Source organism: Desulfosalsimonas propionicica (assembly GCF_013761005.1).
Classification (GTDB): Bacteria; Desulfobacterota; Desulfobacteria; order Desulfobacterales; family Desulfosalsimonadaceae; genus Desulfosalsimonas; species Desulfosalsimonas propionicica.
In genome coordinates this window covers 85,937-105,094 of sequence record NZ_JACDUS010000001.1, presented here as the reverse complement: position 1 = coordinate 105,094, position 19,158 = coordinate 85,937, and the positions used below count along the sequence as shown (strand labels likewise).

The following is a 19,158-nucleotide window of genomic DNA, read 5'->3' as shown; positions in this document are numbered from 1 at the left end:
GAACGGAAACGATAATTGGATGCAGTGATGAACAACGTCGTTGACAAAGAGGAATTGAACTGGCGCCTGCGCGTGTTTGACTCCCTTTCCTATCCGACCCTGATCATACGACCGGATTACACCCTTGTCAGCGCCAACCGGAAATTTCTGGAACTGTTTGAGGAAGACCAGGAACGGATCCGGAATCAAAAATGCTACCATTTTTTTTACAAAAAAAATACGCCCTGCAGGGCCGAGGACTGCCCGGTGGTAAGGGTTTTAAACACCCATCAGGGCCAGACCGTGACATGGCGGAAAGAAGGACGGTGGGAGGACCGGGTTTTTTCCCCCATTCTCGATGACAACGGCGAAGTCGTCTATATCATTGAAAGCATTCGGGATGTTACCCGGGTCAAGATGCTTGAAAGCGAGCTTTCAGAAACCAAGGAGCTCATTACCCGGGTGGTGCAGAGCTCGGCCAGCGCCATTGTGGCAGCTGACCGCAAGGGCCGGATCCAGCTCATGAACCGGGCGGCCAAGGAGTTGTTCGGGGTGGTAAACAAGGAATGCTGGCCCTTTGATAACGCAGAGCAGCTTTATCCGCCGGGCAAGGCCAAGGAGATCATGAGCATGCTCAGAGACGAAACCATGGGGGGCAAGGGAAAGCTCTCCGGGGTGCCCGCCACCATTGTCAGTGCAGATGGTGAGGAAATCCCCGTGGAAATGAGCGCGGCCATTATTTATGACGACGATGACAATGAATCGGCCACAATGGCCATATACAATGATCAGCGCAAAAAGCGCGAAATCGAAAAAAAGCTAAAAGACGCTCAGCAGCAGCTGGCCCAGTCTGAGAAAATGGCATCCCTGGGTCAGCTGGCAGCCGGCGTGGCCCACGAGATCAACAATCCGCTTACCGGTATTCTGATGTATTCGAGTATGGTGCTGGAGCATCTGGAAACCGGCAATCCCCTGAGAAAGGACCTTGAATGTGTCATTGAGGATGCCAACCGGTGCAAGGAGATCGTCAAAAGCCTGCTGGTCTATAGCCGGAGCACGGATTCCCGCCGTCAGATCATTCATATCAATAAGCTGGTGGAGCAAAGCTTCCGCCTGACCCGGGACCAGAAGATTTTCCGCAACATCAGCATCCACAAAGAATTGGACGACGAGATGATGCTGATCAACGTGGATACCAACAAGCTCAGCCAGGTGATTATCAATCTGATTATCAATGCCGCCGATGCCATGGGCGGCAGGGGCGAACTCATTGTGCGCACGTATCGCAACAAATCGGCCCAAAAGGTTTTTCTCGAAATTGCCGATACCGGACCGGGCATTGCCGAAGAAAATCTCAACAAGATATTTGACCCCTTTTTTTCCACAAAGCCAAAGGGCAAAAGCACCGGCCTGGGCTTAAGCATTGCATACGGCATTGTGGAGGAACACGGCGGCCGGATTTCCGTTAAACAAACCGGGCCGGAGGGCACAACGTTTCTGCTGGAACTGCCCCAGTATATCCCGGCAGAAAGTTGATGGCACCGCAAAAAGTCCAATATCTGCGTTACGCGCAGTTTCCCGGAATTTCAATTACGGATAACTATTCTGTATTCTTTGAAATTGTGCGAGCCTTGATCTTGAACTTTTTACGGCGCCATCTACAATCAGACTTTTACGGGCGCATCAACGTTAAGAGGAAAAAATGACCACAAACCACGACCAAGAAGACTTTATGCAAAAGCCTTCCCGGAATGCGGATGCCGAAGGCGATACAACGGTGCGGGGAAACGTTGAGGAGATTTTTTTCCAGCCAAGGGTGCTCGTCATCGATGATGAGGAACGGATCCGGGATGCCTGTGACCGAATGCTCACCGAGGACGGTTTTGAGGTGGCCTGCGCCTGCAACGGCGAAGACGGTCTGCAGTTAATCCAGGAGGCCCACTTTGACATCATTCTGCTGGATCTGATGATGGCCGGGCTGTCGGGTTTTGAGGTGCTCACCCGGGTCAAGTCCCTTCATCCCGATACGGTGATCATCGTGATTACCGGTTATGCCACCATTGAGCACTCCATCGAGGCCATGAAAAAGGGGGCTTTTGATTTTCTGCCCAAGCCTTTTTCCCCCGAGGATCTGCGGCTGGTGGTGCGAAAGGCCATAGAGTTTATTCGCACTCTTCAAGACATTTCCACGGAAAAGTCCCGCATGCGGGTGCTGATCAACCTGCTGGCCGACGGCGTGCTGACCACCGACAATCAGAAGAAAGTGGCCCTGGCCAACCCGGCTTTTCTGAAAATGATCGGCTCCACCCGCACAAATGTTCAGGGCTGCCCGGTGGATGAAATTGTTACCGATTCCGCGCTGCTGGAAATGATCGATCAGGCCCTGGGTCAGCCGTCCGGCAGTTTTGCCGAGATTACCGAGGAGATCCGGATCAACGGAGATTCACAAGACAAGGAAACGATTCTGGGCGCCACATGCATACCCTTCCGGGACCGGCTGGGCCGGAATCTGGGAACGGTAACCGTGTTAAACGACATTACCACCCTAAAGCATCTGGACCAGGTCAAGTCGGATTTTGTGTCCATGGTTGCCCATGAGATCAAAAGCCCGTTGAATTCTGTGCTGATGCTTCTCGATAATGTGAAATCCGGTCTGGCCGGCGAGATCAACGACAAGCAGGCCGAAATTTTGGACCGGGTCACCGAGCGGATCAAATCTTTGACCTCGCTTTCGTCTGAACTGCTGGATCTGGCCAAGATCGAATCCGGGCTGATTCACCAGGAAAGAGAAGAGGTGGATATAGCCGCACTGATGGCAGAGCAGGCGGATTTATACAGGCCCAAGGCAGAAAGCCGATCCATTGACATGAAAGTGCTGCCGGCCGACGGGCCGGTGACGGCCATGGGCAATCGCACCAATCTGTGCGAAGTCATGGCCAACCTGATCTCCAACGCCATCCGCTATACTCCGGAAGGCGGACAAATCCGGATTTCTGCGGGGGTTGAGGACCATTTTGCGGTTTTTTCAGTGGCTGACACGGGATTCGGAGTTGACCCGGAGGAGCAGGAGCGGATTTTTCAGCGCTTTTACCGGGTAAAGACCGAGCAGACCCGGCCCATCAGCGGCACCGGACTGGGGCTTGCCATTGTCAAAAGCATTGTTGAGGCCCATCACGGGCGTATCCAGGTTGACAGCCAACCTGGTCAGGGCAGCACATTTCGCGTATATTTGCCCAGAATGCAAATGTAAACCAACCCGTGGGGATTGGAAGACCTTTCACCTGAAACCTGAACGGGTTGAATCGAACCAGTGGAGGATACAGCATGTTTAAAATCGTAAAACGAGAAACCATGGCTGATGACACGGTTGTCTTAAATGAAATCGAGGCGCCGCGGATTGCGGCCAAGGCCAGTCCCGGCCAGTTTGTCATCCTGAAAGCCAATGAGACCGGAGAGCGGATTCCGCTGACCATCTCGGATCTGGACCCGGAGCGCGGCACCATCACAGTGATTTACATGGTTGTGGGAAAATCCACGGCCCTGTTTCAGACCCTTGCCGTTGGAGACGGTTACCAGGACGTGATCGGTCCCCTGGGAAAACCCACGGATATTGAAAAACTCGGCAAAGTGGTCTGTGTTGGCGGCGGTACGGGTGTGGCGGTGCTGTTTCCCATTACCCGGGGCTTTAAGGACGCCGGAAACGAGGTGATCAGCATCATCGGCGCCAGAAACAAGGACTTGCTGCTGCTTGAAGACAAGATGGAAGCGGTATCCGATCAGCTCCATGTTTGTACGGATGACGGTTCATACGGGCACAAAGGCTTTGTCACCGAGGTGTTAAAGGATGTCCTGGACAATCACAAAGTGGACCTGGTGGTGGCCATCGGCCCGGTGCCCATGATGAAGTTTGTCTCCAGGCTCACCTATGAATACAATGTCAAAACCCTTGTCAGCCTCAATCCCATCATGATTGACGGAACCGGGATGTGCGGCGGATGCCGGGTATCGGTGGGCGATAAAACCAAGTTTGCCTGCGTGGACGGCCCGGAATTCGACGGCCACAAGGTTGATTATGACGGACTGATGCAGCGGCTCAATGCCTATACCCAGGAAGAAAAGGCCGCTTACGAACAATACTGCAAATTGCACCAAACCTGATGGATGAACAGGGCCTCTCCGGAGGCAACGGAGGAAGCAACATGACACAAAAAGCGTCGAAAAAGGAAAAAACCCCGCGTCAGCCCATGCCGGAACAGGCCCCGGAGGTGCGGCGGCGAAATTTTGAGGAAGTCCCGCTGGGATACACTGCGGAAACGGCTGTGAAAGAGGCACAGCGCTGCCTGCAATGCAAAAAGCCCGCCTGCGTGACCGGATGCCCGGTCCAGGTGGATATCCCCGGGTTTGTGGGCCAGATTGCCCAGGGCCATTTTGAAAACGCCATTCAGACCATCTGGGGCAAAAACAGTCTGCCGGCCATTTGCGGCCGGGTCTGCCCCCAGGAAATTCAGTGCGAGGGCGAATGCATCCTCGGCAAAAAAGACCAGCCCCTGGCCATTGGCAACCTGGAACGGTTTGTGGCAGACCGTGCCCGAGAGGAAGTCGCCTGTGAATTTCCGGCAAAGGCGGCGCCCACGGGCAAAAAAGTGGCCATTGTGGGCTCCGGGCCCTCCGGGCTGACAGTGGCCGGCGACCTGCTGCTAAAGGGACATGACGTCACCCTTCTTGAAGCCTTCCATAAACCCGGCGGCGTTCTGGTCTATGGTATCCCGGAATTCCGTCTGCCCAAGGAAATCGTGGCCTGCGAGGTGGCAGGCCTTGAAAAGCTGGGTCTGCGAATTGAATGCAACAATGTGGTGGGACGCACCGTGAGCCTGGATGAATTGTTTGAGGACGGCTATGATGCGGTTTATATCGGCGTGGGTGCCGGCTTGCCCAAATTTCTCAATATCCCCGGGGAAAATCTCATCGGCATTTATTCAGCCAACGAATATTTGACCCGGGCAAATTTGATGAAGGCGTACCGGTTTCCCGAATATGACACACCCCTGGCCAAGGGTAAAAATGTGGCGGTTCTGGGTGCGGGCAACGTGGCCATGGACTCGGCCCGAACGGCCATGCGCCTGGGAGCGGAAAAGGTGCGCATTGTTTATCGCAGAAGCCGCGATGAGATGCCGGCCCGGGCCGCGGAAATTCATCATGCCGAAGAAGAGGGCATTGAGTTCTATCTGCTGACCAGTCCCACTGCCTTTATCGGCGATGAAAACGGCCGGGTGGTGCAGATGAAGTGCCTGCAGATGGAACTTGGCGAGCCCGATGAATCCGGCCGCAGGCGGCCGGTTGCCGTTGAGGGCTCCGAGTTTCTGCTCGACTGCGACCTTGCGGTGGTGGCCGTGGGCGCTGACGCCAATCCCCTGCTGACCCGGTCGGATTCCGAGATCGCCCTGAACAAATGGGGTTATATCATTGCAGATCCCAAAACCGGCAAAACCACCAAAAAAGGCGTGTGGGCCGGCGGCGACATTGTCACGGGTCAGGCCACGGTGATCCTTGCCATGGGCGCTGGAAGAGACGCCGCCAACTCCATCCATGATTATCTGACAATCGGCTGGTAGGCCCCTGGCTTACCGGATGGAAAGCATTTTTTGCACAGCTGAAAGCGCCGGGTTCCGGATCTCCTCCGGAACCCGGACCTCGCCGGACAGGTGCGCCAGGGTTTCGGCCACATGTTCCGGGGTGATTTTTTTCATGTCCGCGCAATACATTTTTTCCGAGGCCGGATAAAACCGTTTGCCTGGATTGGCTTTTTCAAGAGGGTAAATCAGGCCGGTTTCGGTTCCCACGATAAATTCGGTGTGCGGTGATTGGCTGGCAAACAAAAGCATTCCCGAAGTCGATGTCACCACGTCGGCCATGGCTGTCACCTCTGGCCGGCATTCAGGATGGGCCATGAAAACAGCCCCTGGATACCGCCGGCGGACCTGGCTTACCATCTCCGGGGCAAGCTGCTCGTGATAGGGGCAGTACCCGTCCCATGCGTGAATGGTGATACCGGTTTGTGCCGCGGTATAGGCAGCCAGGTTCCGGTCAGGGGTCATGAGGAGTTCATCTGTATCCAGGCTGCGGGCCACTTTCACGGCATTGGCCGAAGTGCAGCAGACCGTGGAAATGGCCTTAACCGCAGCCGGCGAATTCACATACGTGATCACCGGCATTTCCGGCAGTGCTTTGACTTTTTCGGTCAGGGCCGCGGGCGTGACCATGTCGGCCATGGGGCATCCGGCATCGGGCCGGGGCAGCAACACGGTTTTGTCCGGGCAAAGAATGGATGCGGTTTCGGCCATGAAGTGCACTCCGCAGAACACCACCACATCGGCACTGGTTTCAGCAGCCTTTATGCTCAGTTCCAGGGAATCGCCGCATAAGTCGGCCAGATCCTGGATTTCCGGCGGCTGGTAGTTATGGGCCAGGATCAGGGCGTTTTGTTTTCGGGCCAGGTTTTTGATTTTTTTCATCATTTCCGGGTTCATGGTGTCTTGTTTCCTGCTGCCGGCAATATTTTATAAACTCCCGATTTTGGGCTTGTAATAACATTAATTTTCCATTTGGATGACATCTGCGCCCGCCGGGATTTGAAAGTCAAACAGCCGGTCCGGCATTTCCGGGTGAAACTCCACATCTTCAAATACAATCCGCGTAATGTCGCCATAGATGTTTTCCGTGGTGACCTGCTCGATTTCAAGGCTTTTGCGGTTGACCTCCATGTGGATCTGCTCAAGATCGCCCTGCTGCTTGCGGGGAATCAGTTTGATCCGCCAGGACTGGTCATCGGAATCTGCAAGGGAGGCCTCAAAAACGTCTGTGATGCGGGTAAAGTCGGCCAGAAAGCTTGCTCCCCGGCCGCCGCCGAAATGCCCGGCCGCATCGCCCACCACCACCTGGCGGTCAGCAGGACGGTGAATCCAAAGAGTCTCGCCGTCTGTGACAATAAGATAGGTCTCGGGCACCTTGTATTGCCAGCGCATTTTTCCCGGGTGCTTGAACCAGACCCGGCCTTCGGCGGTGTCAGTGATGTCCATGGCCTTGAGGATGGACTTCTGGCGGAAATCCGCGGTGAAATTTTTTTTTCCGTAGTGATCGTTTAGTTTTTCAATTACATCATCCACGGTTTTTCCCTTTCCGGCGTCCTCTTGTCCAAGCGTGGGCATCACGCCTGCTGACAGGCAGAGCATGCAAATAACAGCCATGATGGAAAACCATTTTTTTATCCGCATTCGCGGGTATCCTTATTTTTGGGTTTTTGGCAGCATCTCGGGTTTATCTCCGATTTCAGCAATCGGTTTTGGGCAGTTGTCGCTGATGTCTATATTATAAGGCCAAAATTGATATTCTGTCATGTTTTTTGCTATGTTAAGTAGAATCCACCAAAAATGTCAACCGCATTGTTTTTGCCACCGGCAAGCCCAGGCATGCATTTTTTCGTGGATTTCGCATGATGCCGGGCCGGGGACGGCTTGCTCCCTGCTGACCGCTTGCGCGGTCAATGCGACGCGCAAACCGACCCCGGTCCGGCATCATGGCCGGCACTCGGGTTGACCGCCGGTGCGATAGCTGCGGCGGGGGTTGTGCGGCCTTTTTGGACAGTCCAGGCCAGACAGCAGATTTTTTCTTAAATTCAGGCGGTTTTGCCGGCATTTGCAGCCTGTTTTTTCCTTGACTTGAGGTCTTGCGGTCTGATAAATAAATACTTTTTATCAAAGTCGGGCTTTCGGCGCGTCTAATTGACCGGATGCTCAGTATAAATCAAAAGCGTTTTACCCTAGTTTTGCTGGTTTAAACCAATATATCAGGAGGTACGTTATGCAAAGAAGGATCGCAAAGGCAGCTGTTGTGGGTTCCGGGATCATGGGGGGCGGAATCGCCGCCCTGCTTGCCAGTGCAGGCATCAAAACCCTGCTGCTGGACATTGTTCCGTTTGATCTCTCCGATGAGGAGAAAAAAGATCCAAAGGCCCGCAACCGGATCGTGGAAAAGGGCCTGGATGACGCCATCAAGTCCAAGCCGCCGCTTTTTATGGACAAAAAAAGCGACCCGGCACTGGTCACCACCGGCAACCTGGAAGACGACATTGACAAGCTCGCCGATGTTGACTGGATTGTGGAAGTGGTGGTGGAAAATGTGAAAATCAAGCAGGATCTGTTCAAGAAAATCGACAAGGTGCGCAAAAAGGGTACCGTGATCAGCTCCAACACTTCGGGCATTCCCTTAAAGGAAATGTCCCAGGATCTCAGCGATGACATGAAAAAGCATTTCCTGGGCACCCATTTTTTCAACCCGGTGCGCTACATGCACCTGCTCGAAATCATCCCGGGTCCGGACACAAGCCGGGATGTGCTTCAGTTCATGGCTGATTTCTGTGAAAAATACCTGGGCAAAGGCATTGTCTGGGCCAAGGATACGCCCAATTTCATCGGCAACCGGATTGGTATCCAGGGCATGGGCAAAGCCATGCACGCCATGCTCGAACACGGTCTGACCATTCCCGAGGTGGACGCCATTTTCGGCCAACCCATGGGCCGGCCCAAGACCGCAACATTTAAGACCGCCGACATGGTGGGGCTGGATACCATGTATCACGTGGCCAAGAACTGCTACGACATGTGCCCCGACGATGAAATGCGCGACACCATGGCACTGCCCGCATTTGTCGAAAAAATGGTCAACAACAACATGCTCGGCAACAAAACCAAAGGCGGATTTTATAAAAAGGAAATCACCCCGGAATGGAAAACCATCCGCAAGGTGATCAATCCCGAGACCCTGGATTATGAGGAATACGGCAAGGTTGATTTTCCCTGCCTGGCAGAGGCCAAGAAAAAGGCCTCTCTTCCGGAAAAAATGCAGACCATTGTTTATGCCGACGACAAGGCCGGCAAATACGCCTGGGATGTCATGGCTACCAGCCTGATTTATGCGGCCAACCGGATTCCCGAGATTTCCGATACCATCGTGGACATCGACAATGCCATGAAATGGGGCTACAATTTTGAAATGGGCCCGTTTGAGGCATGGGAAGCCATCGGAGTGCAAAAATCAGTGGAAAAAATGGAAAAAGAAGGCCGCACCGTGCCGGAAAAAATCAAGAAGTTTCTGGATGCAGGCAATGAGACCTTCTACAAGATCCAGGACGGCAAAAAATATTTCTATGATTTTGCCTCTGGCGCCTATAAGCCCGTGCCGGTCAGTGAAAAGCAGATCAGTCTCTATAATCTGCGCCAGGAAAACAAGGTGGTCAAAACCTCAGGCTCCTGCTCGCTGATCGATCTTGGCGACGGTGTTTTTGATATCGAGTTTCATTCCAAGATGAACGCGGTCAACCGCGAAATGATCGAGTTTATGATCGAAGCCCACCAATACGTGGCTGAAAACGGCGTGGGTGTGGTTGTGGGCAACCAGGCCTCGGGCATGCCGGCTCCGTTTTCCGCAGGCGGGGACCTGGGCTTTATGCTGGGACTGGCAAAAGAGGGCAAGTTCTCTGAAATCGATGATTTCATCAAGACCGTGCACCAAAGCATCCTGGCCTCCAAGTACGCCCCCTACCCGGTGGTGGCCGCCCCGTTCGGCCTGGCCCTGGGCGGCGGATGCGAGATGTGCCTGGCGGCCGACCGCGTGGTGGCCAATGCCGACCTGTTCATGGGTCTGGTGGAAGTCGGCGCGGGTCTGGTGCCCGGTGGTGCGGGCATGATGCACCTGTGGCAGAACTACATCAAGTACAAACCCCAGATTGCCAAGATCACCGATTACTCCGGATTTTTTGTCCAGGCGTTTATGCAGGTGGCCCAGGCAAAGGTTTCCGGATCTGCGGCAGAAGCCAGAAATGCCGGTTTTCTGCGTCCTGCAGACCGGATCGTGTTCAACAAGGACTTGCTCATCGGTGAGGCCAAAAAGGAAGTGCTCAAGATGGTTGATGACTGCTACGCACCGCCGCGCAAGGAAAAATTCCCGGTGTTCGGCCGTGAGGGCCAGGGCATGATCTGGTCTGAAATGCTGAATATGAAATCGGGCGGATACATCACCCCGCACATGGAAACCATTGCCAAGCGGGCCTGCTACTGCTTAGCCGGCGGGGACGTGCCCGCAGGCACCCCGGTTGCCGAGGATTATCTGCTCAAGCTGGAGCGCGAAGCCTTTGTGGATCTCTGGCGCACAGAGCAGACCCAGCAGATGGCAGAGCACATGATGAAAACGGGCAAGCCCTTGTTCCTGTAACAGATATAATAACTGAAAGTTAGGAGGATATACAGATGAGAGAAGCCTATATTGTCACATCGCTCCGCACGCCGGGCTGCCGGAGGGGCAAAGGCGCATTGGCCCAGACACGGCCGGAGGATCTGCTCAAGACCGTGATAGAAGCTGTCATGGAAAAAACCCCCAATCTGGACAAAAAGGATGTGGAAGACCTGATGATCGGGTGTTCGTTTCCCGAAGCCCAGCAGGGGCTTAATATCGGACGTATTATCGCCCAGATGGCCGGTTTTCCGGACTCAACCTGCGGGGCCACGGTCAATCGTTTCTGCTCCTCGGGACTGGAAGCCATTTCGCTTCAGGCCATGCGCATCAAAAGCGGATGGTGTGACGTGGCCATCGGCGGCGGCATTGAATCCATGAGCATTGTGCCCATGGGCGGCAACATGCCCCGCCCGCATCCCAAGATGGCAAAGGAAAATCCGGATGTCTACGTTTCCATGGGCATTACCGCGGAAAACGTGGCCAACCGTTACAATGTCAGTCGGGAAATGCAGGACGAGTTTGCCTATCATTCTCAGATGAAAGCGGCAAATGCCAAAAAGAACGGACTTTACAAGGAGCTCGTTCCCACCCCGGCCTCCCGCTTCGTGGAAAAAGACGGCCAGTGGGAAGAGCAGACCTTTGTCCAGGATTTTGACGACGGCATCCGGGAGGTCACTACCATTGAGGGGCTTGGCAAGCTTCGTCCGGTTTTTGCCGCAAACGGATCCGTTACAGCGGGAAATTCCTCCCAGACCACTGACGGGGCCGCTGCCACGCTGATCGTAAGCGAAGAGGCCCTGAAGAAATACAACCTGGAGCCCATTGCAAAAGTCAAAACCTATACCGTGGCCGGCTGCAGGGCCGATGAAATGGGCGTGGGGCCTGCTTACGCAATTCCCAAGGTCCTGGACATGGCCGGGCTTAAGGTCGAGGATATCGGCATTTTTGAAGTCAACGAGGCCTTTGCCTCCCAGGCCATCTACTGCCTGCAGCAGCTCGGGATGTATGATGACAAGAGCCTGTGGACCTCTGACAGTGACAAGCGCATTGTCAATGTCAACGGCGGTGCCATCGCCCTGGGCCACCCCCTGGGCTGCACCGGCGCCAAGCTCTGCGCCCAGGTGATCAACGAGATGAAAGAACGCGGCGTGAAATACGGCGTGGAATCCATGTGCATCGGCGGCGGCATGGGTGCTGCGGCTGTGTTTGAGCTGGTATAGACAAGACAGGGCGGTGGATTGATACCGCCGCCCTTGTCGGATTGAAAATAAAAGGCTGCCGGGTTGGCCCGGCAGCCTTTTTTATGGGCTTTTCGTTTGTCCTTTACCAAGGCCATTATTTGTTCCGGTTTTCAAATTCCTTCATAAAGGATATCAGCTTTTCAACGTTTTCCACGGTGGTGGCGTTATAGATCGAGGCCCGGCAGCCGCCAACCGAGCGATGGCCCTTAAGACCGCCAAGACCGTTTTGCGCGGCCTGGTCAATGAATTTCTTTTCCAGTTCCTCGCTGGGAAGCCGGAAAGTAACATTCATCATTGAACGGCTGTCGAGATCCGCGGTTCCCTTGTAAAAATCGCTTTCATCAAATGCGGCATAAAGCAGTTCCGCCTTTTTCCGGTTGATTTTTTCCATCTCCCCCAGTCCGCCAACAGTTTCCTCCAGCCACTTGAGCACCAGCTGCACCGTGTAGATGGCAAAGCAGGGCGGGGTGTTGTACATGGAGTTTTTCTCCACATGGGTGCGGTAGTCCAGCATGGTGGGCAGACCGTCGGGAATGAGTTTGAGCATATCATCGCGCACAATCACCATGCAAACCCCGGCCGGGCCGATATTTTTCTGTGCGCCCACATAGATCATGCCGAATTTGGACATGTCAATGGGCCGGCACATGAAATCCGAGGACATGTCCGCTATCAGGGGGACATCGCCTGTGTCCGGAAACTGATCCCACTGGGTTCCTTTGATGGTGTTGTTGGAGGTGATGTGGACAAATGTGGCATCCGGGTTAAAGGAGAACTCCTTGGGAATGTAGGCAAAATTGCGGTCCTCGGAAGAGGCGGCCACGTTAAAGTTCTTTTTCTGGATTTGGGCTTCCTTGATGGCCTTGGTGGACCAGGTGCCGGTGTTGATGTAATCGGCCGTTCGCCCTTCTGCAAGAAAGTTCATTGGGATCATGGCAAACTGCAGGCTGGCACCGCCCTGGAGAAACAGGACGTGATAGTTGTCCCCGATGCCCAAAAGACGCTTGGTGCGGGCCACGGCATCATTGATCACATTGTCAAAGTCGTTGGACCGGTGACTGATTTCCAGAATGGACATGCAGCAGTTTTGAAAATTCAGTACATTTTCCTGCAGTTCCTGGAGCACCGGCTCGGGCAGGGCAGCCGGGCCGGCATTGAAATTGCAAATTCGATTGACTTCCATAAAGGGTTCCTCCGATTGATATTGAACTTTTTACAAAGCCGTCTGTAATCAGACTTTTTACAAGCGCATAACAAAATAAAACATAAACATTAAGTATTACATAATTGTTAAAATAAGTCAACAACTAATGATTGTCGGAAATTGCAGATAGTTGCATTGTTTTTGCCAGGGTCGGGTCATCGGCAGGCGCGGCCGGCTTGTTGACATCTGCCCGGCTTTGCCATAAAACAGAGAAAAATTTTAAAAACCCCGGAAAATTTCGGGCCATTGATCCGGTCAGGCCGTAAGACCGGGTTGAATCTCAGCGCTGGAGAAGTGGAAAATGAAGATCTATGATTACCCCTCTGCTGAGGCGGAAAACCGGATTCAGGCAATTGTCAACCGGGGCCTGGATGCGGGTGCGGCCGATTATCAAAATGTGGCCGCCATTATCGGGGATGTGCGTACCCGCGGCGATGAAGCGGTTATGGAATATACCAACCGCTTTGATGCCCCCGGAATGGAGATTTCCGGGCTCAGGGTGACAGATACAGAAATGGAGGCCGCACGCAATTTTGTGAGTTCAGAATTTCTGTCCGCCCTTGATACGGCTGCATCCCAGATTGAGGCTTTTCACCGCAGACAGGTGCGCAATTCCTGGTTTACCGCTGACCGCCAGGGCGTGGTGCTGGGCCAGTTGACCAATCCAGTGGATGCGGCCGGAGTTTATGTTCCCGGGGCAAAGGGAGGCACAACGCCTTTGGTGTCATCGGTGCTCATGGGCGCCATACCGGCTGCCATTGCCGGTGTCAGCCGGGTTGTCATGGTCACCCCGCCCATGGAAGACGGCACAATCAATGCCCATCTGCTGGCTGCTGCAGATCGGGTCGGGGTCACTGAGATTTATAAAACCGGCAGCGCCTGGGCTGTGGCTGCCCTGGCCCACGGCACAAAGACCATTGCCCCGGTGGATGTGATCGTGGGGCCGGGAAATATTTACGTGACCCTGGCCAAGAAAATCGTTTCTGCATTCGTGGGCGTGGATATGATCGCCGGGCCCAGTGAAATCCTGGTGGTCGCCGATGAAACAGCCGATCCGGGCTTTATCGCAGCCGATCTGCTGTCCCAGGCCGAGCACGATCCTCTGTCATCGGCCATACTCGTGGCCACATCCCGGGAACTGGTCCAATCAGTGAAATCCGAGGTTCAGCACCAACTGGCCGGGCTTTCCAGAAAACAGATCGCAGAGCAGTCCATAGAAGATTTTGGTGCGGTTTTTGTGGTTGGCGATATTTCCGCGGCCATGGCCCTGTCCAACCGGATCGCTCCGGAGCACCTGGAATTGCAGATCCGGGACCCGTTTGCCTGGCTGCCGCTGGTCAAAAACGCCGGGGCGGTTTTCCTTGGCGCCTATACCCCCGAGCCGGTGGGCGATTACATGGCCGGCCCCAACCACGTGCTGCCCACCGGCGGTTCAGCCCGGTTTTCATCGGCCCTTTCGGTTGACTGCTTTGTCAAACAGTCCAGCGTGGTTTATTATTCAAAGGATGCGTTTGAACGCGAAGCCGACGCCATTGCCGGTCTGGCCGAAATTGAGGGTTTGTCCGCACATGCGGCATCCATACGTCAGCGGCTTAAATCATAAGGCGATCCTGAAAGTTATCTGTCAGGATTCAGGGCCCGAACAGGCTGTCTGCTTAGGGAAAAATCCGGCCTTGACAAGAGGGCGGCAAGTACATATTTTAATATTTTGAGATTATACTCATAAGGTGGAGAAAAATGGGGAGACCGCATAAAAAACGCAATGTCGCATACAATCCGAATGTCAGTTATTTCAAGCCCCGGGGGATTCCCATGAAGGAACTGTCGGAAAGTGTTCTGACAGTGGATGAGTGCGAAGCCATCCGGCTGGCTGATTATGAAGGATTCTCCCATGAGGCCGCAGGAGAGCTCATGGGTGTTTCCAGGGCCACTTTCGGCCGGATCATCGAACAAGCGCGCAAGGTGGTGGCCGATGCCCTGATAAACGGCAGGGCCATCCGCATTGAAGGGGGTTCCTACCGGTTTGTGGATACGGAGCGACGATTCGGCTGTAAGGTATGCAACCATCAGTGGGTGTTGCCGTGCGGAACCGGCCGGCCGGAGAATTGCCCGGAGTGCGGGGATATGCAGGTAGGCCGGGTTGGGCCCTCAGAGAGCAAGCCCTCAGAGTGCCGATAGGCGCCGGCTTTTGAATTGTTCATTTTATTTTGCATATAAGGAGCAGTCAATTATGGAAAAGTGTCAGCAGGGCGGATGCGACTCGCAGCAAGCCCAGCAGCAACAGCAGCAACAACAGCAACAGCAGCAGGAACAGTCGGTCAAGGAAACCCTTGCCAAAATCAAAAACAAGTTCGTGGTCATGAGCGGCAAGGGCGGCGTGGGCAAAACCAGCGTGTCTGTGAACCTGGCCATGGCCCTGGCAGAAAAGGGATATCAGGTGGGCATTATGGATGTGGATGTGCACGGCCCGGATGTGCCCAGGATGCTGGGTTTGTCCGGCATGCTCACCGGAGACGGCAAAAAGCTCGCCCCAATGCGCTACAGCGACCACTTGGCGGCCATTTCCATTGAGGGGCTCATGCCGGACAAGGATTCAGCCGTTATTTGGCGGGGGCCGCTCAAGCATTCGGCCATCACCCAGTTTGTATCTGACGTGGACTGGGGGGAACTGGATTTTCTGATCGTGGACTCGCCTCCGGGCACCGGAGATGAGCCCATGAGCGTGGCCCAGACCATTCCCGACGCCCAGGCCATTATCGTGACCACTCCCCAGGAGGTGGCCCTTTCAGACGTGCGCAAATCCATCAACTTCTGCAGCAAGGTGGAAATGCCGGTATTCGGCGTCATCGAGAACATGAGCGGCTATGCCTGTCCCCACTGCGGCGAAACCATTGAGCTGTTTGGTTCCGGCGGCGGAGAGAAAACCGCGCAGCAGTTCGGGCTCAATTTTCTGGGCCGGATTCCTTTTGATGCCAACATGGTCAAGTCCGGCGATGCCGGCCAGTCCTATATGCGTGCGTACGCGGATTCGGCTGTGACACAGGCCTTTGACCGGATCGTGGAGCAAATGGGCAAGCTGATCCAATCCTGAACTCAGCTTAGGCCAAAAGATTCGGCCGGGAAAAAATCGGTTTAGAAACCCGATTGGAAAATGAGGGCGGGGCGCAGTGTTTTTGCATGCGCCCCGCTTTTTTTTATTGGCGTCCCAGTTCGTTTAACACCAGGGTAATGGGCCGGGAATCCTCGCTTTCGCCTGAATAGCGGATGGGTCCGGGCCTGCGGTAACAATCCGGTCCGGGTTCGGCGGCCAGCCATTTCTCCCGCATTGCGGAAAACACCCGAAAGGCCGGGGCTTCAATGTCCACAAGGGATTTTTCCAGCACCAGGGCCAGTTTCCCCTTGCGTTCCTCGAGGTGCATCAGGGGAGCAATGGGGATGCCCAGAGGCGTCCAGTCGGAAAAATCTTTTTCCAGGTTCTTAATGGCTGCCATCTGCCCGGTGGCTCCGCAGGCGATCAAGGCAAATACGGTTCGCCCCAGATTGTAGGTGTAGGTGCAGTCAAACCAGGTGGGATCATTTCCCCGGCCGTCATAGCCGTAGAAATGATTCTGGGTTTTGAATTTGGGCATGGAGGCCTTGTAGATTTTGTCAATGGGTTTGGGAATGTCTTTGCTTTCATCCAAAACCCCTTCCCGGGCCAGGGTCTGTTTTAAGGTTTTTACCGAAACCGCGGATTTTTTGACCAGCAGAAAGGCATCATCGGTGTCAAAGTTTTGAAACAGGGCCCGGCCGTAGGTTTTCGGATCCAGGCCGCCTTTTTCCATGGTCCGGGCATACCAGCCCCGTTCGATGCCGATTTTATAGACGCCCTGCTCGGCCAGGGTTTTGAGGTAATCCTTGACCAGGCCCATGATCACCTTGTCGGTTTCCACCTGGGAGAACTGGAAGTTGCCGTGGCTATCTCGCTCCGTGAGCAGGCCTTCCTGGAAAAACGGGGGCAGGACATTAAACAGGTCGTCATCCCGGGTATTCCAGACCGTGAAAATATGGTTTTCCCGGGCCATGCGGGCCATGCGCCGCAAATGGTCGAGCTTGTCGTCCAGGGTCGGGAAATCCGAGTGAAAATCCGTGTCATGGGTCTGGTTGTAGTCTGCGATAATGGTATTGAGCTTGATGATAAATACCTGGATTTCATTGATAAATTCCAGCAACCCCTCGGGCATGACAATCACGCCGTAATTTTTGCCCGCAGCCGCCCGCTTGACAATGCCGTCGCAGATCAGCCGGGAGACGTGCCGAAGTGTCATGCCATAGGCGGTGTAATCCACGGTTCCCTGCTCACGGGCTTTTTCAATCCGCTCCTCGTCAATGAAATCAGCCACTTCCTCGCCAATAAGTGTAATATTGGGATGGACCTGCAGGCCCACTTCCAGGGCCAGGTGGCTGGCCACCCGCCCCATGACCTTGCAGATATGCCAGTATTTCACATCTGAGCTGCAGTCCGCACACAGCCCGCTGACATTGTGGGCAAAGGCCCGGGCCGCGGTGTGAAAGCCAAAGGACATGGCACACAACAACTCGCTGTTTTTGTCCCGCACCTGGATGTCCCCGTCAATGGTCTTGGGCACGCCAATGACCTGTATGCCGTCATTGAAAAACTCCTGGGCCATGAACGCGGCATTGGTGTTGGAATCATCGCCGCCCACGATCACCAGGGCATCCAGGTTCAAATCAAGGCAGTGCTGGCGGGCCAGAGCCATTTTATCCGGTGTGTCGATTTTGGATCTTCCGGTTCCGATCATGGTAAAGCCGCCCAGGTTGCGGTAGGCATCGACTTTTTCCCGGGTGATTTCCATGTAATTGTTTTCCAGGATACCGTCAGGACCCAAAAGAAATCCGAAAAGGCGGCTGTTTTCATTGGCCGCAAACATGGCGTCAAATACCCCGGCAATCACGTTATGCCCTCCCGGGGCCGGCCCGCCGGAAAACACAATGCCGATGTTAAGCCGCCTGTCCGAAGGTTTGGCTGCCGGGTCCGGCTGATCTGCGCCCACAATGCCCTCCACCGGGTTGTCAATGATATCGGGCAGGCTTTCCCGGGCCGAGGGGTGGATTTGGAAACCATAACGGTTTTCTGTTTCCAGCCGGATAAAAGGGGATTTGAAGACTTCGCATACGGGGGGGATGAATCCGAGGCGTTCTGACAAGGCGGAACTGGCGCTGCTGACGGTTTTTCCAACGTCTGCCTGCGCCATGAAAGATTTCAGCGACCAGGTGCTTTTTTCCGTCATTTGGTTTTTTCTCCGTTTTTTTCCGGGTTGCCGATGCTTATATGCGGGTCTGTATTCAAGTATAGCGTTTGATGCCGGGGTGTCAAGCATCCAGGACAGGAGGCGGTTTGATTTTTCTGAAAAAAGGGGTTTTGCGCATATCTCCTGCATTCTTTTTGCGCACAGGCGCAATCATTGCTATATTTGTGGAAAATATCCGATACGAAGTTTATGTTTGAAATAGCAAACCATTGCATCACAAGGAGAGGACAAATGCAGAAGGATCTGAAATCGTATTTTGAAGAAACTGAAGGCACCGGCATCATGGCCACGGCCGATGCGGCCGGAAACGTCAACGCTGCTGTCTATGCAAGGCCCCATGTGCTCGAAGACGGCTCTGTGGCCATGATCATGCGCGATCGGCTGACCCGGAAAAATCTGCTGGAAAATCCAAAGGCATCCTTTCTGTTTATGGAGAAGGGCCCGGGCTACAAGGGCTGCCGGCTGTATCTGACAAGAACCGGCGAGGAAAGCGATGTTGAGAAAATCCGGTCCATGAAGCGGCGGTGTCCCACAACAGATGCGGACCCGGACAATACGGATCTTTATCTGGTCACTTTTCGGGTGGATAAGACCCTGCCTCTGATCGGCGCGGGTGATGGCAAGTGATCCCGGGGCAAGAAACTGAAATTCCAGTAAGTTTCAAAAAAGTTGCTGTTCGTGTTTGGTTCTATGATTTTCGCATGATGCCGGCCCGGCGGCGGTTTGCTCCCTGCTGACCGCTGGCGCGCTCAATGCGACTCGCAAACCACCCCCGGGCCGGCATCATGGCCGACTGTGTGCAAAGTTTCACACCAGGGGGTCCGGAGCAACACATCTAAGTAACTTCAGAAAAAGTTACTGTTATAGCTTGGTCCCGGGATGCGGTCCGGAGAAGCATTTTTAAGCAAAATCATATATTGTTATGCGGGGACAATCTTCCAACAAGTTTCCAAGAAAGCCAAGGTCGGGGTTTTGGTTTTTGAAGCGACATTGAGCGTTTACGGAAAAATTCAGCAAATGCCGGAGCTAAAAAATTTCAAATTGTTTGAGGCCGGCAGGCCGAGTTTTTGAAATTTTAGCGAAGGCATTGGCTGAATCCGTAAACGGTCAGGAGCGAAAAAACCAAAACTCCGAC

Annotated in this window: 14 protein-coding genes; 10 read left to right on the top strand and 4 right to left on the bottom strand. The window is 54.2% G+C overall.

The window, feature by feature from the left end:
* The first annotated feature begins 27 nt into the window (after positions 1–27).
* From HNR65_RS00500 to gltA, 4 genes are all read left to right on the top strand, one after another.
* Positions 28–1,515 carry a PAS domain-containing sensor histidine kinase gene (locus tag HNR65_RS00500; RefSeq protein ID WP_220128237.1) on the top strand — a complete coding sequence of 496 codons (1,488 nt, stop codon included), beginning with the start codon at positions 28–30 and terminating at the stop codon, positions 1,513–1,515.
* Positions 1,516–1,681: 166 nt separating this feature from the next.
* Positions 1,682–3,229: an ATP-binding response regulator gene (locus tag HNR65_RS00495; protein ID WP_232364597.1), complete on the top strand. Its 1,548-nt coding sequence runs from the start codon at positions 1,682–1,684 to the stop codon at positions 3,227–3,229.
* Positions 3,230–3,303: 74 nt separating this feature from the next.
* Positions 3,304–4,137 carry a sulfide/dihydroorotate dehydrogenase-like FAD/NAD-binding protein gene (locus HNR65_RS00490; protein WP_181549489.1) on the top strand — a complete coding sequence of 278 codons (834 nt, stop codon included), beginning with the start codon at positions 3,304–3,306 and terminating at the stop codon, positions 4,135–4,137.
* A gap of 41 nt (positions 4,138–4,178) precedes the next feature.
* Positions 4,179–5,591, top strand: coding sequence for an NADPH-dependent glutamate synthase (gltA, locus tag HNR65_RS00485; protein WP_181549488.1), 1,413 nt, complete (start codon positions 4,179–4,181; stop codon positions 5,589–5,591).
* Between the two features lie 9 nt (positions 5,592–5,600).
* Here the strand turns inward: gltA and nadA are convergent, their stop codons facing one another.
* Both nadA and lolA read right to left on the bottom strand, forming a co-directional pair.
* Positions 5,601–6,506 (bottom strand): quinolinate synthase NadA, encoded by a 906-nt coding sequence (gene nadA, locus HNR65_RS00480; RefSeq protein ID WP_232364596.1) that lies wholly within the window; start codon positions 6,504–6,506, stop codon positions 5,601–5,603.
* Between the two features lie 63 nt (positions 6,507–6,569).
* Positions 6,570–7,250 carry an outer membrane lipoprotein periplasmic chaperone LolA gene (gene lolA / locus HNR65_RS00475; RefSeq protein WP_181549487.1) on the bottom strand — a complete coding sequence of 227 codons (681 nt, stop codon included), beginning with the start codon at positions 7,248–7,250 and terminating at the stop codon, positions 6,570–6,572.
* 586 nt (positions 7,251–7,836) lie between these two features.
* Here lolA and HNR65_RS00470 point away from each other — a divergent pair.
* Both HNR65_RS00470 and HNR65_RS00465 read left to right on the top strand, forming a co-directional pair.
* Positions 7,837–10,245 (top strand): 3-hydroxyacyl-CoA dehydrogenase/enoyl-CoA hydratase family protein, encoded by a 2,409-nt coding sequence (locus tag HNR65_RS00470; protein ID WP_181549486.1) that lies wholly within the window; start codon positions 7,837–7,839, stop codon positions 10,243–10,245.
* A gap of 35 nt (positions 10,246–10,280) precedes the next feature.
* Complete coding sequence (locus tag HNR65_RS00465; RefSeq protein WP_181549485.1) at positions 10,281–11,486, top strand: thiolase family protein; 1,206 nt, start codon at positions 10,281–10,283, stop codon at positions 11,484–11,486.
* 115 nt (positions 11,487–11,601) lie between these two features.
* On the opposite strand, the gene serC is transcribed toward HNR65_RS00465, so the two are convergent.
* Positions 11,602–12,690, bottom strand: coding sequence for a 3-phosphoserine/phosphohydroxythreonine transaminase (serC, locus tag HNR65_RS00460; protein WP_181549484.1), 1,089 nt, complete (start codon positions 12,688–12,690; stop codon positions 11,602–11,604).
* 322 nt (positions 12,691–13,012) lie between these two features.
* Between serC and hisD the strand changes: the two genes are divergently transcribed.
* The 3 genes from hisD to HNR65_RS00445 all read left to right on the top strand — a co-directional run bounded on the left by hisD (position 13,013) and on the right by HNR65_RS00445 (position 15,802).
* A complete protein-coding gene (gene hisD, locus HNR65_RS00455; RefSeq protein WP_181549483.1) occupies positions 13,013–14,314 on the top strand; it encodes a histidinol dehydrogenase in 1,302 nt (433 codons plus the stop codon).
* Between the two features lie 134 nt (positions 14,315–14,448).
* On the top strand, positions 14,449–14,889 hold the full coding sequence (locus HNR65_RS00450) for a DUF134 domain-containing protein (RefSeq protein ID WP_181549482.1): 441 nt from the start codon (positions 14,449–14,451) through the stop codon (positions 14,887–14,889).
* Positions 14,890–14,941: 52 nt separating this feature from the next.
* Positions 14,942–15,802, top strand: coding sequence for an Mrp/NBP35 family ATP-binding protein (locus HNR65_RS00445; protein WP_181549481.1), 861 nt, complete (start codon positions 14,942–14,944; stop codon positions 15,800–15,802).
* 103 nt (positions 15,803–15,905) lie between these two features.
* Here HNR65_RS00445 and HNR65_RS00440 read toward each other — a convergent pair whose 3' ends face one another.
* Entirely contained in the window at positions 15,906–18,002 is a 2,097-nt protein-coding gene (locus tag HNR65_RS00440) for a 6-phosphofructokinase (protein WP_181549480.1), read from the bottom strand.
* Positions 18,003–18,254: 252 nt separating this feature from the next.
* Here HNR65_RS00440 and HNR65_RS00435 point away from each other — a divergent pair, with 252 nt between their 5' ends.
* On the top strand, positions 18,255–18,650 hold the full coding sequence (locus HNR65_RS00435; RefSeq protein WP_181549479.1) for a pyridoxamine 5'-phosphate oxidase family protein: 396 nt from the start codon (positions 18,255–18,257) through the stop codon (positions 18,648–18,650).
* The last annotated feature ends 508 nt before the right edge of the window (positions 18,651–19,158 follow it).

What these genes read in the sequence shown, in the direction of transcription:
- HNR65_RS00500 (WP_220128237.1), top strand. Translation starts at nt 28, where the DNA reads ATGAACAACGTCGTTGACAAAGAGGAATTGAACTGGCGCCTGCGCGTG.
- HNR65_RS00495 (WP_232364597.1), top strand. Translation starts at nt 1,682, where the DNA reads ATGACCACAAACCACGACCAAGAAGACTTTATGCAAAAGCCTTCCCGG.
- HNR65_RS00490 (WP_181549489.1), top strand. Translation starts at nt 3,304, where the DNA reads ATGTTTAAAATCGTAAAACGAGAAACCATGGCTGATGACACGGTTGTC.
- gltA (WP_181549488.1), top strand. Translation starts at nt 4,179, where the DNA reads ATGACACAAAAAGCGTCGAAAAAGGAAAAAACCCCGCGTCAGCCCATG.
- nadA (WP_232364596.1), bottom strand. Translation starts at nt 6,506, where the DNA reads ATGAACCCGGAAATGATGAAAAAAATCAAAAACCTGGCCCGAAAACAA.
- lolA (WP_181549487.1), bottom strand. Translation starts at nt 7,250, where the DNA reads ATGCGGATAAAAAAATGGTTTTCCATCATGGCTGTTATTTGCATGCTC.
- HNR65_RS00470 (WP_181549486.1), top strand. Translation starts at nt 7,837, where the DNA reads ATGCAAAGAAGGATCGCAAAGGCAGCTGTTGTGGGTTCCGGGATCATG.
- HNR65_RS00465 (WP_181549485.1), top strand. Translation starts at nt 10,281, where the DNA reads ATGAGAGAAGCCTATATTGTCACATCGCTCCGCACGCCGGGCTGCCGG.
- serC (WP_181549484.1), bottom strand. Translation starts at nt 12,690, where the DNA reads ATGGAAGTCAATCGAATTTGCAATTTCAATGCCGGCCCGGCTGCCCTG.
- hisD (WP_181549483.1), top strand. Translation starts at nt 13,013, where the DNA reads ATGAAGATCTATGATTACCCCTCTGCTGAGGCGGAAAACCGGATTCAG.
- HNR65_RS00450 (WP_181549482.1), top strand. Translation starts at nt 14,449, where the DNA reads ATGGGGAGACCGCATAAAAAACGCAATGTCGCATACAATCCGAATGTC.
- HNR65_RS00445 (WP_181549481.1), top strand. Translation starts at nt 14,942, where the DNA reads ATGGAAAAGTGTCAGCAGGGCGGATGCGACTCGCAGCAAGCCCAGCAG.
- HNR65_RS00440 (WP_181549480.1), bottom strand. Translation starts at nt 18,002, where the DNA reads ATGACGGAAAAAAGCACCTGGTCGCTGAAATCTTTCATGGCGCAGGCA.
- HNR65_RS00435 (WP_181549479.1), top strand. Translation starts at nt 18,255, where the DNA reads ATGCAGAAGGATCTGAAATCGTATTTTGAAGAAACTGAAGGCACCGGC.